At 66.1% G+C, this 19,827-nt stretch carries 19 protein-coding genes; 9 read left to right on the top strand and 10 right to left on the bottom strand.

What is annotated here, in order from left to right; translation table 11 throughout:
• Window positions 1-28 precede the first annotated feature (28 nt).
• Genes F3W81_RS19080 through F3W81_RS19060 form a run of 5 tightly spaced genes read left to right on the top strand, consistent with a single transcriptional unit; the run spans window position 29 to window position 5,363 of the window.
• Window positions 29-1,186 (top strand): ABC transporter substrate-binding protein, encoded by a 1,158-nt coding sequence (locus tag F3W81_RS19080; RefSeq protein WP_193081056.1) that lies wholly within the window; start codon window positions 29-31, stop codon window positions 1,184-1,186.
• A gap of 59 nt (window positions 1,187-1,245) precedes the next feature.
• On the top strand, window positions 1,246-2,229 hold the full coding sequence (locus F3W81_RS19075; RefSeq protein WP_193081054.1) for an ABC transporter ATP-binding protein: 984 nt from the start codon (window positions 1,246-1,248) through the stop codon (window positions 2,227-2,229).
• Window positions 2,229-3,131, top strand: coding sequence for an ABC transporter permease (locus tag F3W81_RS19070; RefSeq protein WP_193081052.1), 903 nt, complete (start codon window positions 2,229-2,231; stop codon window positions 3,129-3,131). The genes F3W81_RS19075 and F3W81_RS19070 overlap by 1 nt, the downstream gene beginning before the upstream one ends.
• Entirely contained in the window at window positions 3,121-3,927 is an 807-nt protein-coding gene (locus F3W81_RS19065) for an ABC transporter permease (RefSeq protein WP_193081050.1), read from the top strand. Before F3W81_RS19070 ends, F3W81_RS19065 begins: the two co-directional genes overlap by 11 nt.
• A gap of 11 nt (window positions 3,928-3,938) precedes the next feature.
• Window positions 3,939-5,363: a gamma-aminobutyraldehyde dehydrogenase gene (locus F3W81_RS19060; RefSeq protein ID WP_193081048.1), complete on the top strand. Its 1,425-nt coding sequence runs from the start codon at window positions 3,939-3,941 to the stop codon at window positions 5,361-5,363.
• A gap of 400 nt (window positions 5,364-5,763) precedes the next feature.
• On the opposite strand, the gene F3W81_RS19055 is transcribed toward F3W81_RS19060, so the two are convergent.
• From F3W81_RS19055 to F3W81_RS19030, 6 genes are read right to left on the bottom strand one after another with little or no spacing between them, the layout of a single operon-like run.
• Window positions 5,764-6,999, bottom strand: a complete 1,236-nt coding sequence (locus F3W81_RS19055; protein WP_226941750.1) for a four-carbon acid sugar kinase family protein — start codon at window positions 6,997-6,999, stop codon at window positions 5,764-5,766.
• Complete coding sequence (locus F3W81_RS19050) at window positions 6,999-8,264, bottom strand: RuBisCO large subunit C-terminal-like domain-containing protein (protein ID WP_193081046.1); 1,266 nt, start codon at window positions 8,262-8,264, stop codon at window positions 6,999-7,001. The genes F3W81_RS19055 and F3W81_RS19050 overlap by 1 nt, the downstream gene beginning before the upstream one ends.
• 4 nt (window positions 8,265-8,268) lie before the next feature.
• Window positions 8,269-8,808: a VOC family protein gene (locus tag F3W81_RS19045; RefSeq protein WP_193081044.1), complete on the bottom strand. Its 540-nt coding sequence runs from the start codon at window positions 8,806-8,808 to the stop codon at window positions 8,269-8,271.
• Window positions 8,809-8,818: 10 nt separating this feature from the next.
• Complete coding sequence (locus F3W81_RS19040; protein ID WP_193081043.1) at window positions 8,819-10,096, bottom strand: TRAP transporter large permease; 1,278 nt, start codon at window positions 10,094-10,096, stop codon at window positions 8,819-8,821.
• Window positions 10,093-10,611: a TRAP transporter small permease gene (locus tag F3W81_RS19035; RefSeq protein WP_193081042.1), complete on the bottom strand. Its 519-nt coding sequence runs from the start codon at window positions 10,609-10,611 to the stop codon at window positions 10,093-10,095. Before F3W81_RS19035 ends, F3W81_RS19040 begins: the two co-directional genes overlap by 4 nt.
• Window positions 10,611-11,624 carry a TRAP transporter substrate-binding protein gene (locus F3W81_RS19030; protein WP_193081041.1) on the bottom strand — a complete coding sequence of 338 codons (1,014 nt, stop codon included), beginning with the start codon at window positions 11,622-11,624 and terminating at the stop codon, window positions 10,611-10,613. The genes F3W81_RS19035 and F3W81_RS19030 overlap by 1 nt, the downstream gene beginning before the upstream one ends.
• 175 nt (window positions 11,625-11,799) lie before the next feature.
• Here F3W81_RS19030 and F3W81_RS19025 point away from each other — a divergent pair, with 175 nt between their 5' ends.
• Complete coding sequence (locus F3W81_RS19025) at window positions 11,800-12,837, top strand: LacI family DNA-binding transcriptional regulator (RefSeq protein WP_193081040.1); 1,038 nt, start codon at window positions 11,800-11,802, stop codon at window positions 12,835-12,837.
• A 7-nt stretch (window positions 12,838-12,844) separates the two neighbouring features.
• Here the strand turns inward: F3W81_RS19025 and F3W81_RS19020 are convergent, their stop codons facing one another.
• A complete protein-coding gene (locus F3W81_RS19020; protein ID WP_193081039.1) occupies window positions 12,845-13,708 on the bottom strand; it encodes a LysR family transcriptional regulator in 864 nt (287 codons plus the stop codon).
• 128 nt (window positions 13,709-13,836) lie between these two features.
• On the opposite strand from F3W81_RS19020, the gene F3W81_RS19015 reads away from it, so the two are divergent.
• Window positions 13,837-14,091 carry a hypothetical protein gene (locus F3W81_RS19015; RefSeq protein ID WP_193081038.1) on the top strand — a complete coding sequence of 85 codons (255 nt, stop codon included), beginning with the start codon at window positions 13,837-13,839 and terminating at the stop codon, window positions 14,089-14,091.
• Here the strand turns inward: F3W81_RS19015 and F3W81_RS19010 are convergent.
• The 3 genes from F3W81_RS19010 to F3W81_RS19000 are packed head-to-tail and all read right to left on the bottom strand — an operon-like array spanning window position 14,080 to window position 17,267.
• Window positions 14,080-14,721 (bottom strand): glutathione S-transferase family protein, encoded by a 642-nt coding sequence (locus F3W81_RS19010; RefSeq protein ID WP_226941749.1) that lies wholly within the window; start codon window positions 14,719-14,721, stop codon window positions 14,080-14,082. The two genes, F3W81_RS19015 and F3W81_RS19010, sit on opposite strands and share 12 nt — an antisense overlap.
• A gap of 3 nt (window positions 14,722-14,724) precedes the next feature.
• Window positions 14,725-16,401 (bottom strand): Rieske 2Fe-2S domain-containing protein, encoded by a 1,677-nt coding sequence (locus F3W81_RS19005; protein ID WP_193081037.1) that lies wholly within the window; start codon window positions 16,399-16,401, stop codon window positions 14,725-14,727.
• Between the two features lie 11 nt (window positions 16,402-16,412).
• A complete protein-coding gene (locus F3W81_RS19000) occupies window positions 16,413-17,267 on the bottom strand; it encodes an aromatic ring-hydroxylating oxygenase subunit alpha (RefSeq protein WP_193081036.1) in 855 nt (284 codons plus the stop codon).
• 151 nt (window positions 17,268-17,418) lie between these two features.
• Between F3W81_RS19000 and F3W81_RS18995 the strand changes: the two genes are divergently transcribed.
• On the top strand, window positions 17,419-17,688 hold the full coding sequence (locus F3W81_RS18995; RefSeq protein ID WP_193081035.1) for a DksA/TraR family C4-type zinc finger protein: 270 nt from the start codon (window positions 17,419-17,421) through the stop codon (window positions 17,686-17,688).
• 380 nt (window positions 17,689-18,068) lie between these two features.
• On the top strand, window positions 18,069-19,709 hold the full coding sequence (locus F3W81_RS18990; RefSeq protein WP_193081033.1) for a BCCT family transporter: 1,641 nt from the start codon (window positions 18,069-18,071) through the stop codon (window positions 19,707-19,709).
• The last annotated feature ends 118 nt before the right edge of the window (window positions 19,710-19,827 follow it).

Genomic DNA, 19,827 nt, shown 5'->3' with positions numbered 1-19,827 from the left:
CGGCCCCACCAACATGGGAGTGTTTGCAATGACCAAGAGGATCCTGACCGGCGCCGTGGCGCTTTTGACCAGCACCGCGCTGGCCGGCACCGCCGTCGCGCAAGTGAGCGAGATCGGCGCGGGCGAAGGCGCCCTGTCCATCGTCGCATGGGCCGGCTACGTCGAGAATGGTGAGACCGACAAGGCCTTCGACTGGGTCACCGGCTTTCAGGAGAAAACCGGCTGCATGGTCAGCGTCAAGACGGCCAATACCTCGGACGAGATGGTCGCGCTGATGAACGAGGGCGGCTTCGATCTGGTCACGGCCTCGGGCGATGCCTCGTTGCGGATGATCGCGGGCAAGCGGGTGCAGCCGATCAACACCGATCTGATCCCCAGCTGGTCCAAGGTCGATGACCGCCTGAAAGAGGCGCCCTGGCACACCGTCGACGGCGTGCACTACGGCGTGCCCTACATGTGGGGCCCGAACGTGCTGATGTACAGCACCGAGGTTTTCCCTGAGGCTCCGACCTCCTGGGATGTGGTGTTCAAGGAAATGGACCTGCCAGACGGTGCCACCAACGCCGGGCGCGTGCAGGCCTATGACGGCCCGATCCATATCGCCGACGCGGCGAACTATCTGATGGCGCATTCCCCCGACCTCGGCATCACCGACCCCTACGAGCTGACGCAAGCGCAATACGACGCAGCCCTCGACCTGCTGCGGGGGCAGCGCAAGCTGGTCAGCCGCTACTGGCACGACGCCTTCATCCAGATCGACGACTTCAAGAACGAGGGCATGGTCGCCTCAGGCTCCTGGCCGTTTCAGGTGAACCTGCTGGAGGCCGATGGCGTGAAGGTCGCCTCGACCATCCCCGAAGAGGGCGCGACCGGCTGGGCTGACACCACCATGCTGCACGCCGAGGCCGAGCATCCGAACTGCGCCTATATGTGGATGGAGCATACGCTGTCGTCGAACCTGCAGAGCGATCTGTCGGTCTGGTTCGGCGCGGTGCCGTCCGTGCCCGAAGCCTGCACTGACGGATCGGGGATGCAGACCGCCGAGGGCTGTACCGCCAACGGGCTGGACGATTTCGACAAGATCAAGTTCTGGAAGACCCCCGTCGCCAAGTGCTCCAGCCAGGAGGAATGCGTGCCCTATTACCGCTGGGTGTCGGATTACATCGGCGTCATTGGCGGCCGCTGAGCCTTTCCTGAAACGCCCCCGCCGCAGGCATTTTGCGGCGGGGCAACTGGATTTCCCCCATGTCAGCAGTCACCTTTGACGATGTGTCGCGCCATTTCGGCGCGGTGCGCGCGGTCGATGCCGTCAGCCTCTCGATCGCGGAGGGCGAGTTCTTCGCCATGCTCGGCCCCTCGGGCAGCGGCAAGACCACCTGCCTGCGCCTGATCGCCGGGTTTGAACGCCCGAGCGCAGGCCAGATCCGCCTGTTCGGTGCGCCCGTGCAGGACCAGCCGCCCTATCGTCGCCCGGTCAACACGGTGTTTCAGGACTACGCTCTGTTCCCGCATCTGAACGTGCGCGACAACGTCGCCTACGGGCTGATGATCGCAGGTCAGGCCAAGACCGACCGCCACCGCGACGCCGACGCAGCGTTGGAGATGGTGCGCCTGACCGGCTACGGCGACCGCAAGCCCTCCGCCCTCTCGGGTGGTCAACGCCAGCGTGTCGCGCTGGCCCGTGCGCTGGTGATGAAGCCACGGGTGCTGCTGCTGGATGAACCCCTCGGCGCGCTGGACCTGAAGCTGCGCGAACAGATGCAGGACGAGCTGAAAAGCCTGCAACGTCAGCTTGGCATCACCTTCATCTTCGTCACCCACGATCAGAGCGAGGCGCTGTCTATGGCGGATCGCGTCGCCGTTTTCAACGCCGGGCAGATCGCCCAGACCGGCACGCCGGAGGACATCTATTTCCGCCCCGAGACCGCCTTTGTCGCCGATTTCGTCGGCTCCTCCAACATCCTGCCCGCCCGTCTGGTGCATCGTTTTACCGGCCGCGACTGCCCCGCCGCCCTGCGCCCCGAAGCGCTGCGCATCGTCGATACCGGGCCCCTGCTTGCCCGTGTCACCGCGATGTCCTTCCTCGGCACCGCCACGCGGGTTGTGCTGGACGCCGACAGCATCCGCCTGACCGCCCTGCTGCCAAAAGATGCGCCCCGACCGCATATCGGAGAGACGGTCACGCTCGACTGGGATGCGAGCGACCTGCACCTGATGGCAGGCGCGTGATGCGCGCGCTCTCCGATACCCTCTGGCGGCGCCCGCGCCTGACCATTGCGCTGCTGCTGGCACCGCCGCTGATCTGGCTGGGTGTCGTCTACCTCGGCGCGCTGGCGGCGCTGCTGGTGCAGAGCTTCTTCTCGATCGACCACTTCACCGGCCAGATCAACCGCACCTTCACGCTGGCGACCTATGCCGAGCTGTTTCGCGCCTCGAACTTCGACATCATCCTGCGCACGGTCGTCATGGCGGCGCTGGTGACACTGGCCTCCGCCGTCATCGCCTTTCCCATCGCCTACTACGCCGCCCGCTACGCTCGGGGCCGCTGGAAGGCTCTGTTTTACCTCGGGGTCATGATGCCGCTGTGGTCGAGCTATCTGGTCAAGGTCTATTCCTGGAAGCTGATCCTGGCGCGCGAAGGCATCCTGACCTGGGGCGCGGCAAAACTGCATCTGACGTGGCTGCTCGACGGCTGGCTGGCCCTGCCCGTGGTCGGGGGCAATTCCCTGTCGGTCAGCGCCACGGGCACCTTCATCGTCTTCGTCTACGTCTGGCTGCCCTACATGATCCTGCCGGTGCAGGCGGCGCTGGAGCGCGTGCCGCCCTCGATGCTGGAAGCCAGCGGAGACCTTGGTGCAAAGCCGTTTCAGACCCTGCGCCATGTGCTGCTGCCGCTGGCGATGCCGGGGGTGGTGGCGGGGTCAATCTTCACCTTCTCGCTGACCTTGGGCGACTACATCATCCCCGGCATCATCGGCTCGTCCCGCCGCTTCATCGGGCAGGCAGTCTATGAACAGCAGGGCGTCGCGGGGAACACGCCGCTGGCTGCCGCCTTTGCCATGGTGCCCATCCTGATCATGGCGGCCTACCTCTGGGCGGCCAAGAAGAAGGGAGCCTTCGATGCCCTCTGAGCGCGCGCCTGTCTCGCTGAAGATCGCCGCCGGGGCGGGGCTGTTGTTCCTGCATCTGCCGATCCTGCTGATCTTCATCTATGCCTTCACGACCGAGGACAAATCCTACCAATGGCCGCCCCCCGGCCTGACACTGAAGTGGTTCGCCGTGACATGGGGCCGTCCGGACGTCTGGGCCGCGTTGCGCCTGTCGCTGCAGGTCGCCGCGATTTCGACCGCCGTCGCGCTGGTGCTGGGCACGCTCTGCGCCGCCGCCGTGAGCCGCGCGCATTTCTTCGGGCGCGAGACGGTCTCGCTGCTGGTGATCCTGCCGATCGCTCTGCCCGGCGTGGTGACCGGGATCGCGCTGCGATCCGCGTTCCACATCGCCGAGATCCCGTTCAGCTTCTGGACCATCGTGCTGGGCCACGCGACCTTTTGTGTCGTGGTCGTCTATAACAACGCCGTGGCCCGGTTCCGCCGCACGTCAGGCTCGCTGATCGAGGCGTCGATGGACCTTGGCGCCGACAGCTTTCAGACCCTGCGCCATGTCATCCTGCCCAATATCGCCACGGCCCTGCTGGCGGGCGGCATGCTGGCCTTCGCGCTCAGCTTTGACGAGGTCATCGTCACCACCTTCACCGCTGGCCAGCAGCAGACCCTGCCGATCTGGATGCTTGAGGAACTGGTGCGCCCGCGCCAGCGCCCGGTCACCAACGTGGTGGCGATGGTCGTGGTGCTTGTCACGCTTCTGCCCATTCTGGGCGCCTACTATCTGACGCGCGGCACCGATGCCGTCGCCGGTCAGGGCAAATGACGGAGGAAAACATGGACACCAACATGCTGATCGGCAGCGGCTTCGAGGCTGGCACCGAGGTCGAGGAAAAGGTGCTGAACCCGCGTACGGGCGAGGTGATCCTGCTGATGCCCGAGGCGAACACGGACCAGATCGACCGGGCCGTCGCCGCCGCCCGCGCCGCTTTTCCCGGCTGGTCGCGCACCACCCCGGGCGAACGTTCGGCCAAGCTGCTGGCAATTGCCGATGCGGTGGAAGCGGCGGGCGAGGAGCTGGCCCGGCTGGAGGCGCTCAACTGCGGCAAGCCCTATCACGCGGTCTTGGGGGACGAGATCCCGGGCGTCGCCGATTGCTTCCGCTTCTTCGCGGGCGCGGTGCGCAACATGTCCGGCCCGCTGGCGGGGGAATATCTGGCGGGCCATACCTCGATGATCCGGCGCGATGCGATCGGCGTCGTGGCCTCGATTGCGCCCTGGAACTATCCGCTGATGATGATGGCGTGGAAGCTGGCCCCGGCGCTGGCGGGCGGCAATACGGTGGTGATGAAGCCCTCCGAGCAGACACCGCTGACCGCACTGGCCTTCGCGCGCATCCTGTCGGGGATCCTGCCCGAGGGGGTGGTGAACGTGATCACCGGACAGGGGGCGAGCGTGGGCAATGCGCTGATCAACCATCCCGGCGTCGATATGGTGTCGATCACCGGTGACGTCGCCACGGGGCGCAAGGTGCTGCAAGCGGCGTCGAAATCCCTGAAACGGACGCATCTGGAGCTGGGCGGCAAGGCCCCCGTCATCGTGTTTGATGATGCGGATCTGGAGCGCGTGGTCGCCGGGGTGCGGGCGTTCGGCTATTACAACGCCGGGCAGGATTGCACTGCCGCCTGCCGGATCTATGCCGGGGCGAAGATCCACGACCGGCTGGTGAGTGCGCTGGCCGATGCGGTCTCGTCCATCGTTTATGACAATGCCGATGACAGCCTGAACGAGATCCCGCCTCTGATTTCGCAGCGGCAGCGCGACCGGGTGGCGAGCTTTGTGCAGCGCGCCGCCGAGCTGAGCCATGTCGAGATCGCCACGGGGGGCGCGGTGCAGGAGGGCCCCGGTTTCTACTACAAACCGACGGTGATTGCCGGGGCGCGGCAGGAGGATGAGATCGTGCAGCGCGAGGTCTTCGGGCCGGTGGTGTCGGTGACGCGGTTCGAGGAGCCGGATCAGGCGATCAGATGGGCCAATGACAGCGGCTACGGCCTCGCCTCCTCGGTCTGGACCGGGGATGTCGGGCGGGCGATGGAGGCGGCGGCGCGGCTGCAATATGGCTGCACCTGGATCAACACCCACTTCATGCTGGCCAACGAGATGCCGCACGGCGGGTTCAAGCAGTCCGGCTATGGCAAGGATCTGTCGATGTATGCGCTGGAGGACTATACCGTCGCGCGTCACATCATGATTGCCCACTAACTGGCAGCGCGGAGGGGGCGCTGCCCCCGCCTGCGGCCCCCCGAAGTATTTCTGGCAAGATGACAGGGGTGCCGGGTGCGCTGGCCCGGTGTCGGGAGGGGGTGTCGGGAAACCGGGGCCGGTGTGCGCCGGGAGGAGGATGCGCAGGGCCGGCCCCGGTAAGCCCCGAAGCAGCCCTAAGGCGGCGCCGGGAAACCGCAGACGGGGGAGGACCGTCTGCGGAGAGGTGCCTGTTATCCGAACATGGAAAGAAGGTTCAACCGCCGCAGACCCGGGAAAAAGGCATTCCGGCGATTGTGGGCGGGCTGCGGCGTGAAAAAGGGCGGAAGCCCGCTGAAACCGCTGACGAAAGGCGCTTTTTCGGCCAGTTTTGAAAAGGGTGGCTTTTGGGGGTGGGGGGTCAGGCGTCTTGCCGGGCCAGGGCGGCGAAGGTGTCGAACAGGGTGTCGTCGCCCATCTGGCCGCCCTTCAGCATCAGGCGCATGCCGTTCATTGCGGCGTTTCCATGCACGGCCCGGCACAACCCGACGCCCGGTGCAATCGCTGCGAGGTAGTCGATGGCGCTCATGTCGAGTGCGGCGCAGATCCGGCTTGAGGTATCGCCCCCCGCAATGCCGAGCCAGCCGACGGGCTGGCGCGCGACAACCCGGGCCAGCAGGGCGCTTGAGAGGGCCGCCAGACGCTCGGGCGGCATGGCGTAGTCGGTTTGCGGATCAAGGTGCAGCAGCACTGGCTTCCCCTGCCCCAGCAGGGCCGCCGCCTCTGCCTCGACCGCGGCGCCGGGGCGCAGGGCTTGCGGTATCACAAGCAGGCGGGCGAAGCTCGTGGCGGCAGCGACCTGCGCCTGTGTCAGTGCCGACCGGCTGCCCGCGAAGACCAGCACCCGCCCGTTGGGGGGTGCGATCAGGGGCGCGGAGTGCGCGATGCGGTCGCTCTCTTCCCAGGTCAGGGCTTCGGCGACGGAACTGGAGCCGATCAGCAATTGCCGACCGCCCCGCAGCGCCAGCGCCGCGCCGATCTTGCGGATATGCACCTGCGAGATGGCATCGAGGAAGACGCGCCGCTCAGCACTCAGCGCCTGCGGCAGGTCGCTGGACTGTGGTGCGCTGATCAGGGTCAGACCGGTCAGCCCCTGCGCCGCCAGATGGCGGGTCAGATCGGCCTCGCGCATCGGGGTCAGCGGGTGGTTGCGCATGATTGGATGTCGGTCGAGGCGATAGACCACCCCGTCGGGCGCGCGCGCGAACAGCGTGCCGAAGACGGCGTAGCGGCCGAGGCTGGGCTGGCCACCGAGCACCGCCACAAGATCCGGCTGAAAGGCCGTCTCAAGCGCCCGCGCCACCGCCCCGATAGAGCCGATCTCGGGGTGGCTGTCGAAGGTCGAGCAGACCTTGAGGTGCACCCGGGTCGGGCTCAGCGCCGCCAGCGAGGGCCAGACCCCGGCAATCTCGCGCAGCGCCTCATCCGGACCCATGGCGCGCAGGGCGGTGGCGAGGCCGACGACCTCCAGACCCTCCGCCTCCCTTGCACTCGGGGGTTTTAGGAACAGCCGGGCCCGCCAGCCTGCGCGTGCAAAGGTCGCCAGCGTGTCCGAGGCGCCGGTGAAATCATCCCCGATGAAGACAACCGGTGCCATCAGTGCCCCCCGAAAAACCCGATGGCCGCGGCCAGAGCAGGCCGCGTCTTTGCCGCCTCCTGCAGTGTCAGCCCGTCCTGTACCGCCGCATAGGCGTCACGCAGGCTGTCGATCCCGGCCTCCGCTCCGTCGGGATGCGCCAGGATCCCACCGCCGCACATGAACATCAGATCGGGGCTTTGCGCGGCCTCCAGCGTCACCGGCAGGGTCCCGGCCCACTGGCCGGAGCTGAAGGCGGGCATCACCTGATCCTGCGGGCCATCGACGCAGAGCGGCTGCAGGCAGGCGCGGGCGGCCTCGGTCACCTCCTCGGCGCTGTCGACGAATTTGCCTCCGATGCCATGGACATGCATGTGGTCAATCCCCGCCAGACGGTAGAGCGTGTGGTAGGCCTGAAAGCCCATGCCCAGCCGGGGGTGGCGGCTCATCGCGCCAAAGCCGTTGCGATGCGCGTGGATCGCCAGCGGCGTATGGGCGCGCAGGGTCTCCATACCCGACAGGCCGACCCAGTTCATGCTGGCCATGACGCAGGTGCCGCCCTCAGCGGCCACCAGATCGGCATGGCGGCGCATCGCGTCGACCTCGTCGCTGATGTTGAAGGCCATCATCACCTGACGCCCGGTCGCCTCGCGCCACTTGCGAATGACGGCCATCACCGCAGGAATACGCTCGGCCAGAGGCGCCCAGTCGGGGTTGGCGCACACCTCGTCATCCTTGATGAAATCGACACCCGCCGCGCAGAGACGATCCACCAGCGCGGCGATCTCGGCACTGCGCAGACCGACGTTTGGCTTGAGGATCGTCCCGAAGATCGGGCGGCGCTGCACGCCGGTGCTGGCGCGCGTGCCTGCGATGCCATGCGCGGGCAGCGCATAGCGGGCACGGTAACTGGCGGGGATCTCCAGCGACACCAGCTTCAGCCCCGTCACCTCGCCAATGTCGTAGAGATTACCTGAAACGGTTGCCGCCAGCGTCGCAAGGTTTCGGCCGATATTGCCTGTGGGAAAGGCGATACGGACGCGCGCGAAGCGCCAAGGCCCGCAGGCCTGCGCCCGTTGCAGAAAGGCCGAGGCCAGCGTCGGCGCCTCGCCCTCGCTCAGCACCTCAACCGACAGCACCTCGGCAGCGGCGCGCGCGCGCAGCTCATCCGTTTCGCCCGCGACGCGCACGAAGGTGCCGCTGGACTGCTCGCCCGCCATCATCGCCGCGACGCGCGCGACGTCGACAGGCGTTTCCAGCAGGTATTCCGCGATGACCCGTTCCATGGGCTTACAGTTTGCTCAGGTCGGGGAACGGGCGCACGGGGTCGCTGCCGTCCCAATCGACGCTGGCCGCGCGGATCATGTCGAACATCGTACCCTTTGGCCCCAGCACCTCGGACAGCTCGATCACGGTGCCCGGATGATGCTCCTCAGCGAAATAGGCGAACCGCCCGTTCACCCCGACCTCGCCCGACATCTTCAGGGTAAAGCCCCGGTCCAGCATCATCTGCAGATCGGCCTCATATTGCTTGGTCCAGAAAGCCACATGCTGCAACCCGCGCAGCCCCTTCGCCATAAAGTCGCGGTACATCGAGGGCACATCGTTGCGGCACTGGATCAGCTCCACCTGCATCTCGCCGGAATTGGCCAGCGCGACCGAGTTATGCGGCTGATAGCTCTCGCCATCGAACAGGTAATTCTCGATGGGAACCTGTGGGTTATAGAACCACGGGCCGACGCCCATGACCTCGGACCAGTGCCTCATGCCCGCCTCGATATCGTCGACGACGTAGCCGAGCTGGCGGATCGGACCCAGAAAAGTGCTCATGTCAGCAGCCTCATTGCATCAGGTGATTGGGCAGCCATGTCGACAGGGCCGGAACGGCCGAGACCACGACAAGGGCCACCAGAAGGGGGAGGAAGAACGGCATGACGCCGCGAATGACGGTGCCAATCGGCATCCTGGTGATGATCGAGATCATGTAGAGGCTCATGCCCACCGGCGGCGTCAGCAGCCCGATCATCAGGTTCAGCACGAAGACGATGCCCAGTTGCAGCGGGTCGACCCCGGCCTGCACCAGCGCCGGTGCGATGATCGGCGCGACGATCAGGATGGCGGCGATGCTCTCCAGAAACATCCCCACCACCAGCAGCAGGATATTGACCAGCAGCAGCAACAGCAGCGGATTGTCGGTCAGGCTCAGCAAGAAGGCACTGGCCTTCATCGGCACCATGTCCAGCGTCAGCACCCAGGCAAACAGCGCCGCCGCCGCGACGATGAACAGGATGTTCGCCGTCGCCTCGACCGTCTCGCGCAGCGCCAGCAGCACGTTGCGGATGCTCAGCGAACGGTAGAGGCCTAAGCCGATCACCAACGCATAGGCGACAGTGACTCCCGCCACCTCGGTCGGTCCGAAATAGCCGCTCATGAGGCCGCCGATCAGCAGCACCGGCGCCATCAGGGCGGGAAAGGAGACGACGAATTTCTTCGCCACATCACTCGGTTTCGGGCGGATGGTGTCGCGCGGCAGCCCCTTGACGCGGGCGACGATGGCGACCTGCACCATCAGCAGAACCGTCAGCAGCAGCGCCGGCACGATCCCCGCCAGCAGCAGCTTCACCGCGCTGACATTGGCGACGCTGGCGTAGATGATGATCGGGATCGACGGCGGAAAGATTGGCCCGATGGTCGCCGCGGCCACGGTCAGCCCGGCCGCGAAATCCTCGCGGTAGCCCTGCTTTTTCATCTGGTCGATCTGGATCTTGCCGAGCGCCCCGATATCGGCCAGCGCCGCGCCAGAGATGCCAGAGAAGATCAGGCTGACAAAGATGCTGACCTGCGCCAGCGCGCCGCGAAACCGCCCGAAGATCATCCGCACCAGATCGAACAGATGCGTCGTTACCCCCATGGCGTTCAGCAGGCTGGCGGCCAGAATAAACAGCGGCACCGCCAGCAGGGGCGAGCTGTCGAGCGCGTTCAGCGAGCGTTGCGCCAACACCGAGACCGGCAGCCCTTGGCTGATGATCACCACGGCCGAGGGCAGCGCCAGCGCCACGGCAACCGGCGCACCCAGGACCAGCAGCCCCAGGAACAAAGTCAGAAGAAGCAGGCTCATTGCGGGATATCCACCGGATCGGAAATTTCGGGCAAGCGGCCTGTCAGCAGCTCGATCAGGCGAAACGCCATGACCACGGCCAGCACAGCCGTCCCGATCAGCGCGAGGCTGTAGTAAAAATAGTTCGGCAATTGCAGCGCCGGAGTCAGGAACTTACCCGCCCGCGGCAGAAACTCGGCAAACCCCCAGAGCAGCAGCGCCGCGCAGACCAGCACCGACAGATCCGAGATCACGGCCGAGGCCATCTGCGCCCGCCGTCCCAGCATGTCCGGCACCATGGTGACCGAGACCAGCACCCGCTGGCTCGCCAGCGCGGGAATGCTCAGAAACACCATGCCGATGCCGCAAAACCGCGCCAGCTCGTCCGCCCAGGGCAGCCCCAGATCCAGCAGATTGCGCGCGCCGACCTGCACGACGACCAGCGTCGCCATCACCGCCAGCAGGGCCATCCCGAGGCCGACCCCGACCTCAGTCAGCCGCGCCAGACAGGCGCGACCGGTGTTCAATGCGGACATCAGGCGATTTTCCCGATCATGTCGTAGATCTCGCCGTAGCGCTCGCCAAAGCGGTCGTTGACCAGAGCGCTGACCGACGCGCGGAAGGCGTCGATATCCAGCCCCTCTTCGGCGCCGATCACCGTCATCCCGAGGTCGCGCAGCGCCTGCGTCTCGGCCTCCTCGTTATCAAGGATCGCCTTGGTTGCCTTGATCCGCGTCGCCTCAGCTGCGGTTTGCACGGCGGCTTGCTGATCGGCGCTCAGCCCCTGCCAGACGCCCTCGTTCATCACGACCATCTCGGCGTTCGTCATATGTCCGGTCAGCATCAGGTTCTTCTGAACCTCATACAGCTTGACGTTCAGCACCACGTTGACCGGGTTTTCCTGCCCCTGCACCACGCCTGTCGCCAGCGCCGTCGGCACCTCGGACCAGTCGACCGGTACGGCAACCGCGCCCATGCCCTCGACCGCCGTGGTATACATCGGGAACGGCACGGCGCGGATTTTCACCCCCGCCAGATCCGCCGGAGTCCGGATCGCTTTGTTGCAGGTCAGGTTCCGCTTGCCGAAGTAATGCGAATAGATCACCCGCACGCCCGCCGCCGCAATCAGCCCTTCGTTCAGCATCTGCATGACGGGCGAGTTCACATCCGTCACCTTCATCAGATGGTCGACGTCGCGGTACAGGTACGGCGTGTCGAGCGCGCCGAACGGCTCATAGAGCGACCCGATACCCCCCGCCGTGTTGTGCGAAAACGCGATGGTGCCAAGGCTGACCGCCTCCGCCAGTTCCTGCAGTTTGCCCAGCTGGCTGGCCGGGAAAACCTGCACGTCCATATCGCCGCCCGAGGCCTCGGCCAGCGCTTCGGCGAACCAGTCGGCCTGTGCGCCGGCGACGCTGGCGGGTTCGTTGTTATGGCCATAGCGCAGCGTGGTCTTGGCGCTCGCCGCCATCGGCAGACCGGCCACCAAGGCCGCCCCGGCGCCCATGGCCAAGACCGACCGGCGGTTCATCTTGTCGATTTGTGTCATATCATCCTCCCTGGATTTCGACGCTTTGCCCAGCAGCGATATTGATGGGTTTTGAGGGGCCAAAGCCCACTGCATCCCATATCCCAAAGCCTCTGAAACAGTCTTCTCCCACTCTTGACCAAGGCTAAATTTCCCCTCACCCTAAGTCAAAGTCTTTGGATTGAGGGGTTTTGACGTGTCTGAGGTTTCCGAGCAGCTTTTCCGCCCCCAGCTCAGCGACCTTGCCGCGCGGGCGGGCGTGTCGCTGGCCACCGTCGACCGGGTCATCAACCGCCGCAAGGGCGTGAAGGAGCGCACCCGCCGCCATGTCCTCTCTGTCGCCCGCGACATCGGCCTGCTGAGTGCCGAGGACCTGGCCGCCTTTGACGCGACCCGCCCGCCCAATATCGTCTTCCTGCTGCCCTCCGGCTCCAACCCCTATCTGCGGCTGTTGGGCGAGATGGTGCGCGCCCGCGTCGCCCAGAACAGCGAAGGCGCGCCCGAGCTGCGCTGTTTCTTCATCGAAGGCTTCGATCCCACCGCGCTGGCCGACGCGCTGCGCCGCAATGCCCGCTGGGCCGATGGCATCGCGTTTTTCGGGCTCGATCACCCGGATGTGCGCGAAGCCGTCAGCGACGTGGCGCGCGCTGGCACGCAGCTGGTCAGCATCGTCTCCGACCTCGGGCATCCGGGCGTATCTGCTTATGTCGGCATGGAAAATCGCGGCGTCGGGCGCTCCGCCGGCTATCTTCTGGGGCGGTTCGTGACGCATAAGACCGGCGCGGTGGCGCTGGTCGCAGGCTCGCGCCACTACCGCGCCCACTCCGAGCGTGAAGCCGGGTTCCTGTCGATTCAGGAGGAGCTGTTCCCCCATCTGCGCGTCGTTGGCATGCGCGAGGGGCACGACGACAGCGGCCAGAACTACCGCCACACGGTCGAGCTGTTGGAGCAGCACCCAGACCTCGTCGGCATCTACAACGTCGGCGGATCGTCGGGCGGCATCGCGCGGGCGCTGTCCGAACACCAGCGCCATGACATCGTCTTCATCGGCCATGGGTTGACGCCGGACACGCGGCGCGCGCTGCTGCAGGGCACGCTCGACGTGGTCTTCAACACAGACCCCGCCGCGCTGATCGACCGTGCGATCGCCGCGATCCGCAGCCCCGAGGCCGCCGTGCCGCCCATCAAGCTCGACATCGTGCTGCGCGAAAATCTGCCCCCGAGCGAGGGATAGCCCGGCTCTACCCCTCAAGCGGACGAAACGCCGCGCGCAACTCCGCCGCCAACCCGCGCGCCGCCTCGGAGGCACCACGCGGGTTCAGATACAGCACGACCGACGACGCATCGACCACGCCAAAGCCATCCTCCTGCGTCAGTTCGCGACACCCCGCCGGAATGGTGCTGCGCGACAGCGGTGCAATCGCCAGACCCGAGCGGACGGCGATCTGCATCCCCCCCGAGGTGTCGCATTCAAACGCCACGCGGTAGTCGACGCCAGAGCGGTCCAGCGCCGCCATCGCATATTCCTTGCACCAGCCCGAGTGGAAATAGTTCGACACCGGCAAAGGCTTGCACAGATGCTGCTCATGCGTGACCGAACTCACCCAGACCGTCGGATCGACGCAGATCACCTCGCCCTTGGTGGCATCGCCCGACTCGAAGACCACCGCCAGATCCAGCAGATCGGCCTCCAGCGCCGCCATCTGCGGCACCGAATAATCGCAGCGCACCGAGACCTCGACCCCGGGATGGCGTGTGGCAAATCCCGCCAGCGCGCGCGGCAGAACGCTCTCGCCGTAGTCCTCCGGGATGCCGACACGCAGCGGGCCCTGCAGCGGGCGCTCGCGCAGTGACACCGCCGCTTCGTCCAGCAGGTGCACCACCCGCTCGGCATAGGGCAACAGCTGCGCCCCCCGCGCCGTCAGCACCAGCCCGCGCGGGCGCCGCTCGAACAGGCTCTGCCCGAGGCTCTCCTCCAGCCGGCGCAGCTGCATCGAGATCGCCGATTGCGTGCGCCCGATCCGCGCCGCCGCCAGCGTGACACTGCCCGTCTCGGCCAGCATCAGGAAGCTGCGCATCAAGTCCGATTCCAGTGGTGCTGCCATCTTTCGCCCCCGTCCTGCCATCAGCCAGACCGATAGCATACATAAGTGTTATTCGTTTGTCTGATGCGATGCCATGCGAAATGATCGTCCCGAAGACACCAGTTCACCCAATCCTACGGAGACCTCCGATGCACAGCTCGATCCTGATCGACCCGCGCGCCGTCGCACGCGGGCAGCGCGCCCGTCATGACCAAATCCACCGCGTATGGACCGGCCTGACCGAGGCGTTCACCGCCCGCCGCGCCCTGTCCCAGCGCCGCCGTTCCATGGGGTTTCTGGCGCAACGCGAAGACAGCCACCTGCTGCGCGACATCGGGTTGGAGCGTGACGACCTCGACGATCTGCTGCGCCAGCCGCGCCCGCCCCGCGCCTCAGAGCGCTGAGCTGGTGGCGAAGACGCCCGACATCACGGTGAAGCCGGGCAAGCGCTTCACCCGGTCGATCCAGCGCCGGATCGCCGGGTAGTCCTGCCGCGAGATCCCGCCGTCCTCAGACAGGACGAGATGCGGAAAACAGGCGATATCGGCGATGGTCGGGTGCGGCGCAGAACACAGCCAGTCGCGCCCCTCGACCTCGCCGAACCACAGGTGCTGGTCGATCACGCGCAACAGCCCCTCGGCCCCGGCGCGCGCCGCCTCGGCGTCTCCTTGCGCGAACATCGTCTCGATCAGCCGCGCCTGTCCCGCCGTTGCCGCCAGCTCTGCCGCAATCGCCATCCAGCCCGCAACCTCGCCGCGCAGCACGGCTGTGTCCGGCGCCCATTGGCCCGACGTGTCATAGGCCGCCGCGAGGTAGGCGAGGATCCCCTGAACCGTGCCGAACCTGAGCGCGCCATCCTCCAGCACCGGCACACGCCCCAGCGGATTGATCGCGCGGAATGCGGGCGTCAGATGCGCCGCCTCGGGGTAGACATCCACCGTCTCGACCTCATGCGGCACGCCCAGAAGGCTCAGCATCAGGCGGGCGGCGTAACACTCGGCGTGGAGTTCGAAATCATACAGTTTCATCGCCATCCCTCAGATATCCAGCACCAGACGCGCCGATTTCGCCCGGCTGACGCAAGTCATGATCCGGTCATTCGCCGCATGTTCCGAGGCGCTGAGATAGACATCCTGATGCGCCACGTCGCCCTCAAGCACGCCACAGACGCAGGTGCCGCAGGCGCCCTGCTCGCAGGACGAGGGCAGATCGACGCCGTTCTCCTGCAACACCTGCAGGATGGTGCGCCCGGCGGGCACCTGTAACGTCATGGCCGAGCGTGCCAGCGCAATCTCGAAGGCTGAACTGTCGTCGATCGCCTCCGGATTGGCGAAGTACTCGAGATGCACCGCCTCTTCGGTCCAGCCCTGAGCCGCCGCGATCTGCCGCGCGGCGCTCAGCATCGGCGCGGGACCGCAGGCATAGACATGGTGCGAAAAGGCATAACCGCTGAGGATCCCGCTCAAAGCCGCGCCAGTCTGCGCCGCGTCCAGCCCAAGGTGCCGCGTCACCGCAAGCCCCTCCAGCCGCTCGGCAAAAGGCACATGCGCGGCACTGCGTGCAAAGACATGCAGCGCATAAGCGATCCCCTGCACCGCCAAAGCCTGCGCCATCGCGAGCATGGGCGTGATCCCGATCCCCCCGGCAATCAGCAGCACCCGCTCGCTGTCGCGGCGCAGCGGGAAGGTGTTGCGCGGGGCCGAGATCGCCAGCACATCGCCCTGCCGCACGGCATCGTGCAGACAGATCGAACCACCCCGCCCGGCATCGTCGCGCTTCACCCCGATGGTATAGCCCTCCTCGCCGGGCGCGTTCACGATGGAATAGGGCCGGCGCATCCCGTTGGGCAGATGCACGTCGATATGCGCGCCGGGCTGAAACGTCGGCAAGACACCCCGCAGGGCGCGCAGCTGCACCCCCACGATGCCCTCTGCGGCGGCCCATTTCCGTGTCACCTGCACCCGCAGCTCACCCCCGCCAACGCCGCGCGCAGGCATCTGCCCCAGCGCTTCGTCCACCGGCTGAAAGCTGACCTCCAGCGGTGCCGGAGCCGCCTCTCCCGCCGCCTCGATCCCCTCGCGCAGGGCGCAGAGCAGCCCGTCATGGTCCCGCAAGGCCGCTATCCTGTCCTCAGGCTGCCGCAAAAGCACGCCGCGCAAGACGCAGCGATGCGCATCCAGCGGCTGCACGAAGACCACCAGCCCCGCCTGCCCGAACAGCACCGAGGCGCCGCGCGCGACACTCCCGCCGGGCACCAAACCCTCGGCCATCGACAGCGCCACCCCCGGGGCCGCGTTCACCGATACTGGCCGCAGCACCAGCGGATCGGTGCCCACCAGCACCTCCGGCAGGGCAAACTCCGCTTCCGGCGCCACGGCAGACCAGATCATCCCCGCCGCCTCGACCCCCGGATAGGTCCGATTGCAGATCCTGCGCGCAGGCGCGTCCGCCGGATGGGCCGGGATATAGGTGCACCCGGCCGAGCGGTTGGCATACCGCCAGCCATGATAGAGACAGCGCAGTTCGCGCCCGTCATTCAGCCCCATCGACAGGCGCACCCCGCGATGCAGACAGCGGTTTTCCCAGACGTTGACGAACCCGTCATCCGCCCGCCAGACCGCAACCTCGCGCCCCAGAAGCTGCCCGTGAAACACATGCCGCCTCACCACATCCGTGGCCGCCGCAATCGGGTGCCATCCGGCGAGATCCATCATCGCCATACCCCTCACACCCCCGCCGGGATCACGCCCCAGCGCAGCCCCTTTGAGGCCAGCCAGCGCCGATAAGCAATCGCGCTCTTGTCGGCCCGGATCGGCGTCTCGGCGCGCGGATCCAGCGGCAATCGGCGCGGATACTGGTTTTCGAGGATCGGCTTGTCCTGCCCAAAGATCGTCTGCTGAAAACTGCGGATTTCCAGATCCGAGCTCGCGTCGTCAATGATGCACATGCCGGTATGGGCACGGATCCTCTCCTGCCCCATCGGCTGCACGAAGATATAGATCACGTCCAGCCGCGCCGCGTCCATTGGACTGGATTTGTAGAGCACAGCGCAATTGGGATGCGGCACCCGGTAAATATAATCGACCTCCGCCCCCGCGTCCGAGGACACAGCCGCCTTCGGCTGATAGAACCGGCAGCGCGTCGCGAGGATCTCGTCCCGGTTCTGCGACACCTCGACGTCGTAGTCCTTGACTTCCGTGTGCGGCTCCTCGCCCAAAATCCCCGCATGGACATAGGGGAAATGCCCCATATCTAGGAAATTCTCGATCGCCCGCCCGGCCGAAACCTGCACCCCGAACACCCCCGTCACCACAAAGCGGCGATCCGCCTCGTCAAATTCAGGCACCGCAAACAGAGGCTTAGGTGCCTCGCCGAAACTCGCCCAGACATAGCCATACTGCACCAGGCTCCCGACCAGGGCCGCCTCGCAGCGCACAACCGCCCCCTCGCCCTGCGCCACGATCTCGACTGCCCGGTCCAGCAGCATGGTCCGGCAGCGCCCGTGGCGGCGCAATTCCTCCAGCGACACCACCGGGTGCCAGTGCTCCAGCATCACCGGATCGTTGCAAAGCTCAGTCATCAGCGCCCCCCTGTCTTGCGCCATGACTAGATCCGCGCCAGCCGCCCAGACGCAAGCCCCCGCGCCACAATTGCCGCGCCTTTGCACGGCTGGGGGCTGAAATCGCCGCCCACCACCCTAAATATCCCCTGTATCACACAGGAGAGACCCCATGGCCGGAGGCTGGTCCCGCGACGGCGCGGTCAATGAACAGATCGAAGCATCCATCAATGATGAGCTCGCCCGCCTGAAGACCCGGCGCGCGCTGGTCGGCGACAGCCTGACCCACTGCGCAGAATGCGAAGAACCGATCCCCGAGGCGCGCCGCATCGCGATCCCCGGCATCAAGCTCTGCATCGACTGCCAGCAGGAACGCGACGGCCGCCGCGCCCAACGTGGCGGCATCAACCGCCGCGGCTCCAAGGACAGCCAGCTGAAATAAGCCGCCCGCACCCTCTCTCGCCCCCCCCATTCAGCCCACGGCCCCTGCCCAGTTTCCCTGTTGAAAATATCCCGGGGGTGCGGGGGCTGGCCCCCGCGCCTGCCCCTTCCACAGGCCCGACCCTCTCCCTTCTCAGACCACCGGGTAAAATAATTACCACCGCACAGCGTGTCCAAAGCCTCTTTATCACAAGGCACATCCCCCCTCCTCGCCCTCAAGCCGACGCTCCAAAAACATCCACAGGTTGTGCTTTAGTGGACTTTACCCTGCCTCAGACCTACCCTCCTGCTCACGACCATTCACAGAGGTTTGAAAACCAATCCTGACACCCGGCTGAAAATCGCCGCCGTCAGAGAGACTACAGAGACAGGAGCGCATATATGGCCGACCCCGACGAGTCCCAGGGCATCCCCGCCCCGGAAGGCGAAACCGAGCTGATCGATACAGAGTACGAGATCGGCCAGAACAATATCGAAGGCAGCGTCGGCCCCATCGGCTTTGACATCCACAATCCTGTGTTCATGATTTCGGCGCTCTCCATCGTCGCCTTCGTGTTCTACGCGCTGGCGTTACCGGATCAGTCAGCGGCGCTGTTCGGCTGGCTGCGTCCCTACCTCACCTCGAACTTCGACTGGTTCTTCATGAGCGCGGCGAACTTCTTTGTGCTGTTCTGCCTGTTCCTGATCGTCAGCCCCTGGGGCCGTGTCCGCCTCGGCGGTGCCGACGCCACACCGGATTTCAATTATCTCGGCTGGTTCGCCATGCTGTTCGCGGCGGGTATGGGCATCGGGCTGATGTTCTTCGGCGTGCTTGAACCGGTCTATCACATGGCCGTCTCCAGCCCGCTGGGAACCCCCTCTCCCTTCGATGCCGACGGCAACCTGATCCCCGAGAATATCGAGCGCGCCAAGGCCATGGGTCTGGCCGGCACGATCTATCACTGGGGCCTGCACCCCTGGGCGATCTATGCCGTCGTTGCCCTCGCACTGGCACTGTTTTCCTACAACAAGGGCCTGCCGCTGACGATCCGCTCGGCGTTCTATCCGATCTTCGGAGACCGCGTCTGGGGCTGGACCGGCCATATCATCGACATCCTGGCCGTCTTCGCCACGCTGTTCGGCCTCGCGACCTCTCTCGGCTTCGGCGCGCAACAGGCCAATGCCGGTCTCAACCACGTCTTCGGCATCCCCATCACCACCACGGTTCAGGTCATCCTGATCACCTGCATCACCGCCGTCGCGCTGGTCTCGGTGCTGCGCGGCCTCGACGGCGGGGTCAAACTGCTGTCCGAGATCAACATGGGCCTCGCGGCGCTGCTGCTGCTCTTCGTCCTCATCGTCGGCCCGACATTGGCCATCTTCACCGACTTGGGCCAGGGCATGGTCGCTTACGTCAAGGAGATCATCCCCCTCTCCAACCCCATCGGGCGCACGGATGACGACTATCGCGACGGCTGGACCGCCTTCTACTGGGCGTGGTGGATCAGCTGGAGCCCCTTCGTCGGCATGTTCATCGCCCGCGTCTCGCGCGGTCGCACGGTGCGCGAATTCATCACCTGCGTGCTGATCATCCCGTCGCTGGTCTGCGTGCTGTGGATGGCTGTCTTCGGCGGCGTCGCCATCGATCAGGTGATCTCCGACCCCATCGGCTCCGCCGTCAAGGCGCAGGTGATCGACAACTACAACCCACCCCTGTCGCTGTTTGCCATGCTCGACGACCTGCCCTTCACCTCGGTCACCTCGATCATTGCCGTGGTGCTGGTCATCGTGTTCTTCGTCACCTCCTCGGACTCCGGGTCGCTGGTGATCGACACGATCACCGCAGGCGGCAAGGTCGACGCCCCGGTGCCCCAGCGCGTCTTCTGGGCGACGTTTGAAGGGGCGGTGGCCATCGTGCTGCTGCTCGGCGGTGGTCTCGGTGCGCTACAGGCCATGGTGATCTCCACCGGCCTGCCGTTCACGCTGGTGCTGCTGCTGATGTGCGTCGCCATCATCAAGGGCCTGCGCTCCGAGCCGCACTGATCCGGCACCCCCGAACCCCCTGAGAAGGGCGCGGCGCAGATCCTGCCCGCGCCCTTCGCACATGCGGCTTTGGCGCGCATTGCCGCGCGCGCACCCGCTCAGCATGGTTGATCTCGCC

This window comes from Pseudooceanicola spongiae (assembly GCF_014899185.1).
Classification (GTDB): domain Bacteria; phylum Pseudomonadota; class Alphaproteobacteria; order Rhodobacterales; family Rhodobacteraceae; genus Pseudooceanicola; species Pseudooceanicola spongiae.
The sequence above is the reverse complement of the archived record's forward strand: the minus strand, read 5'-3'. Positions and strand labels throughout refer to the sequence as shown.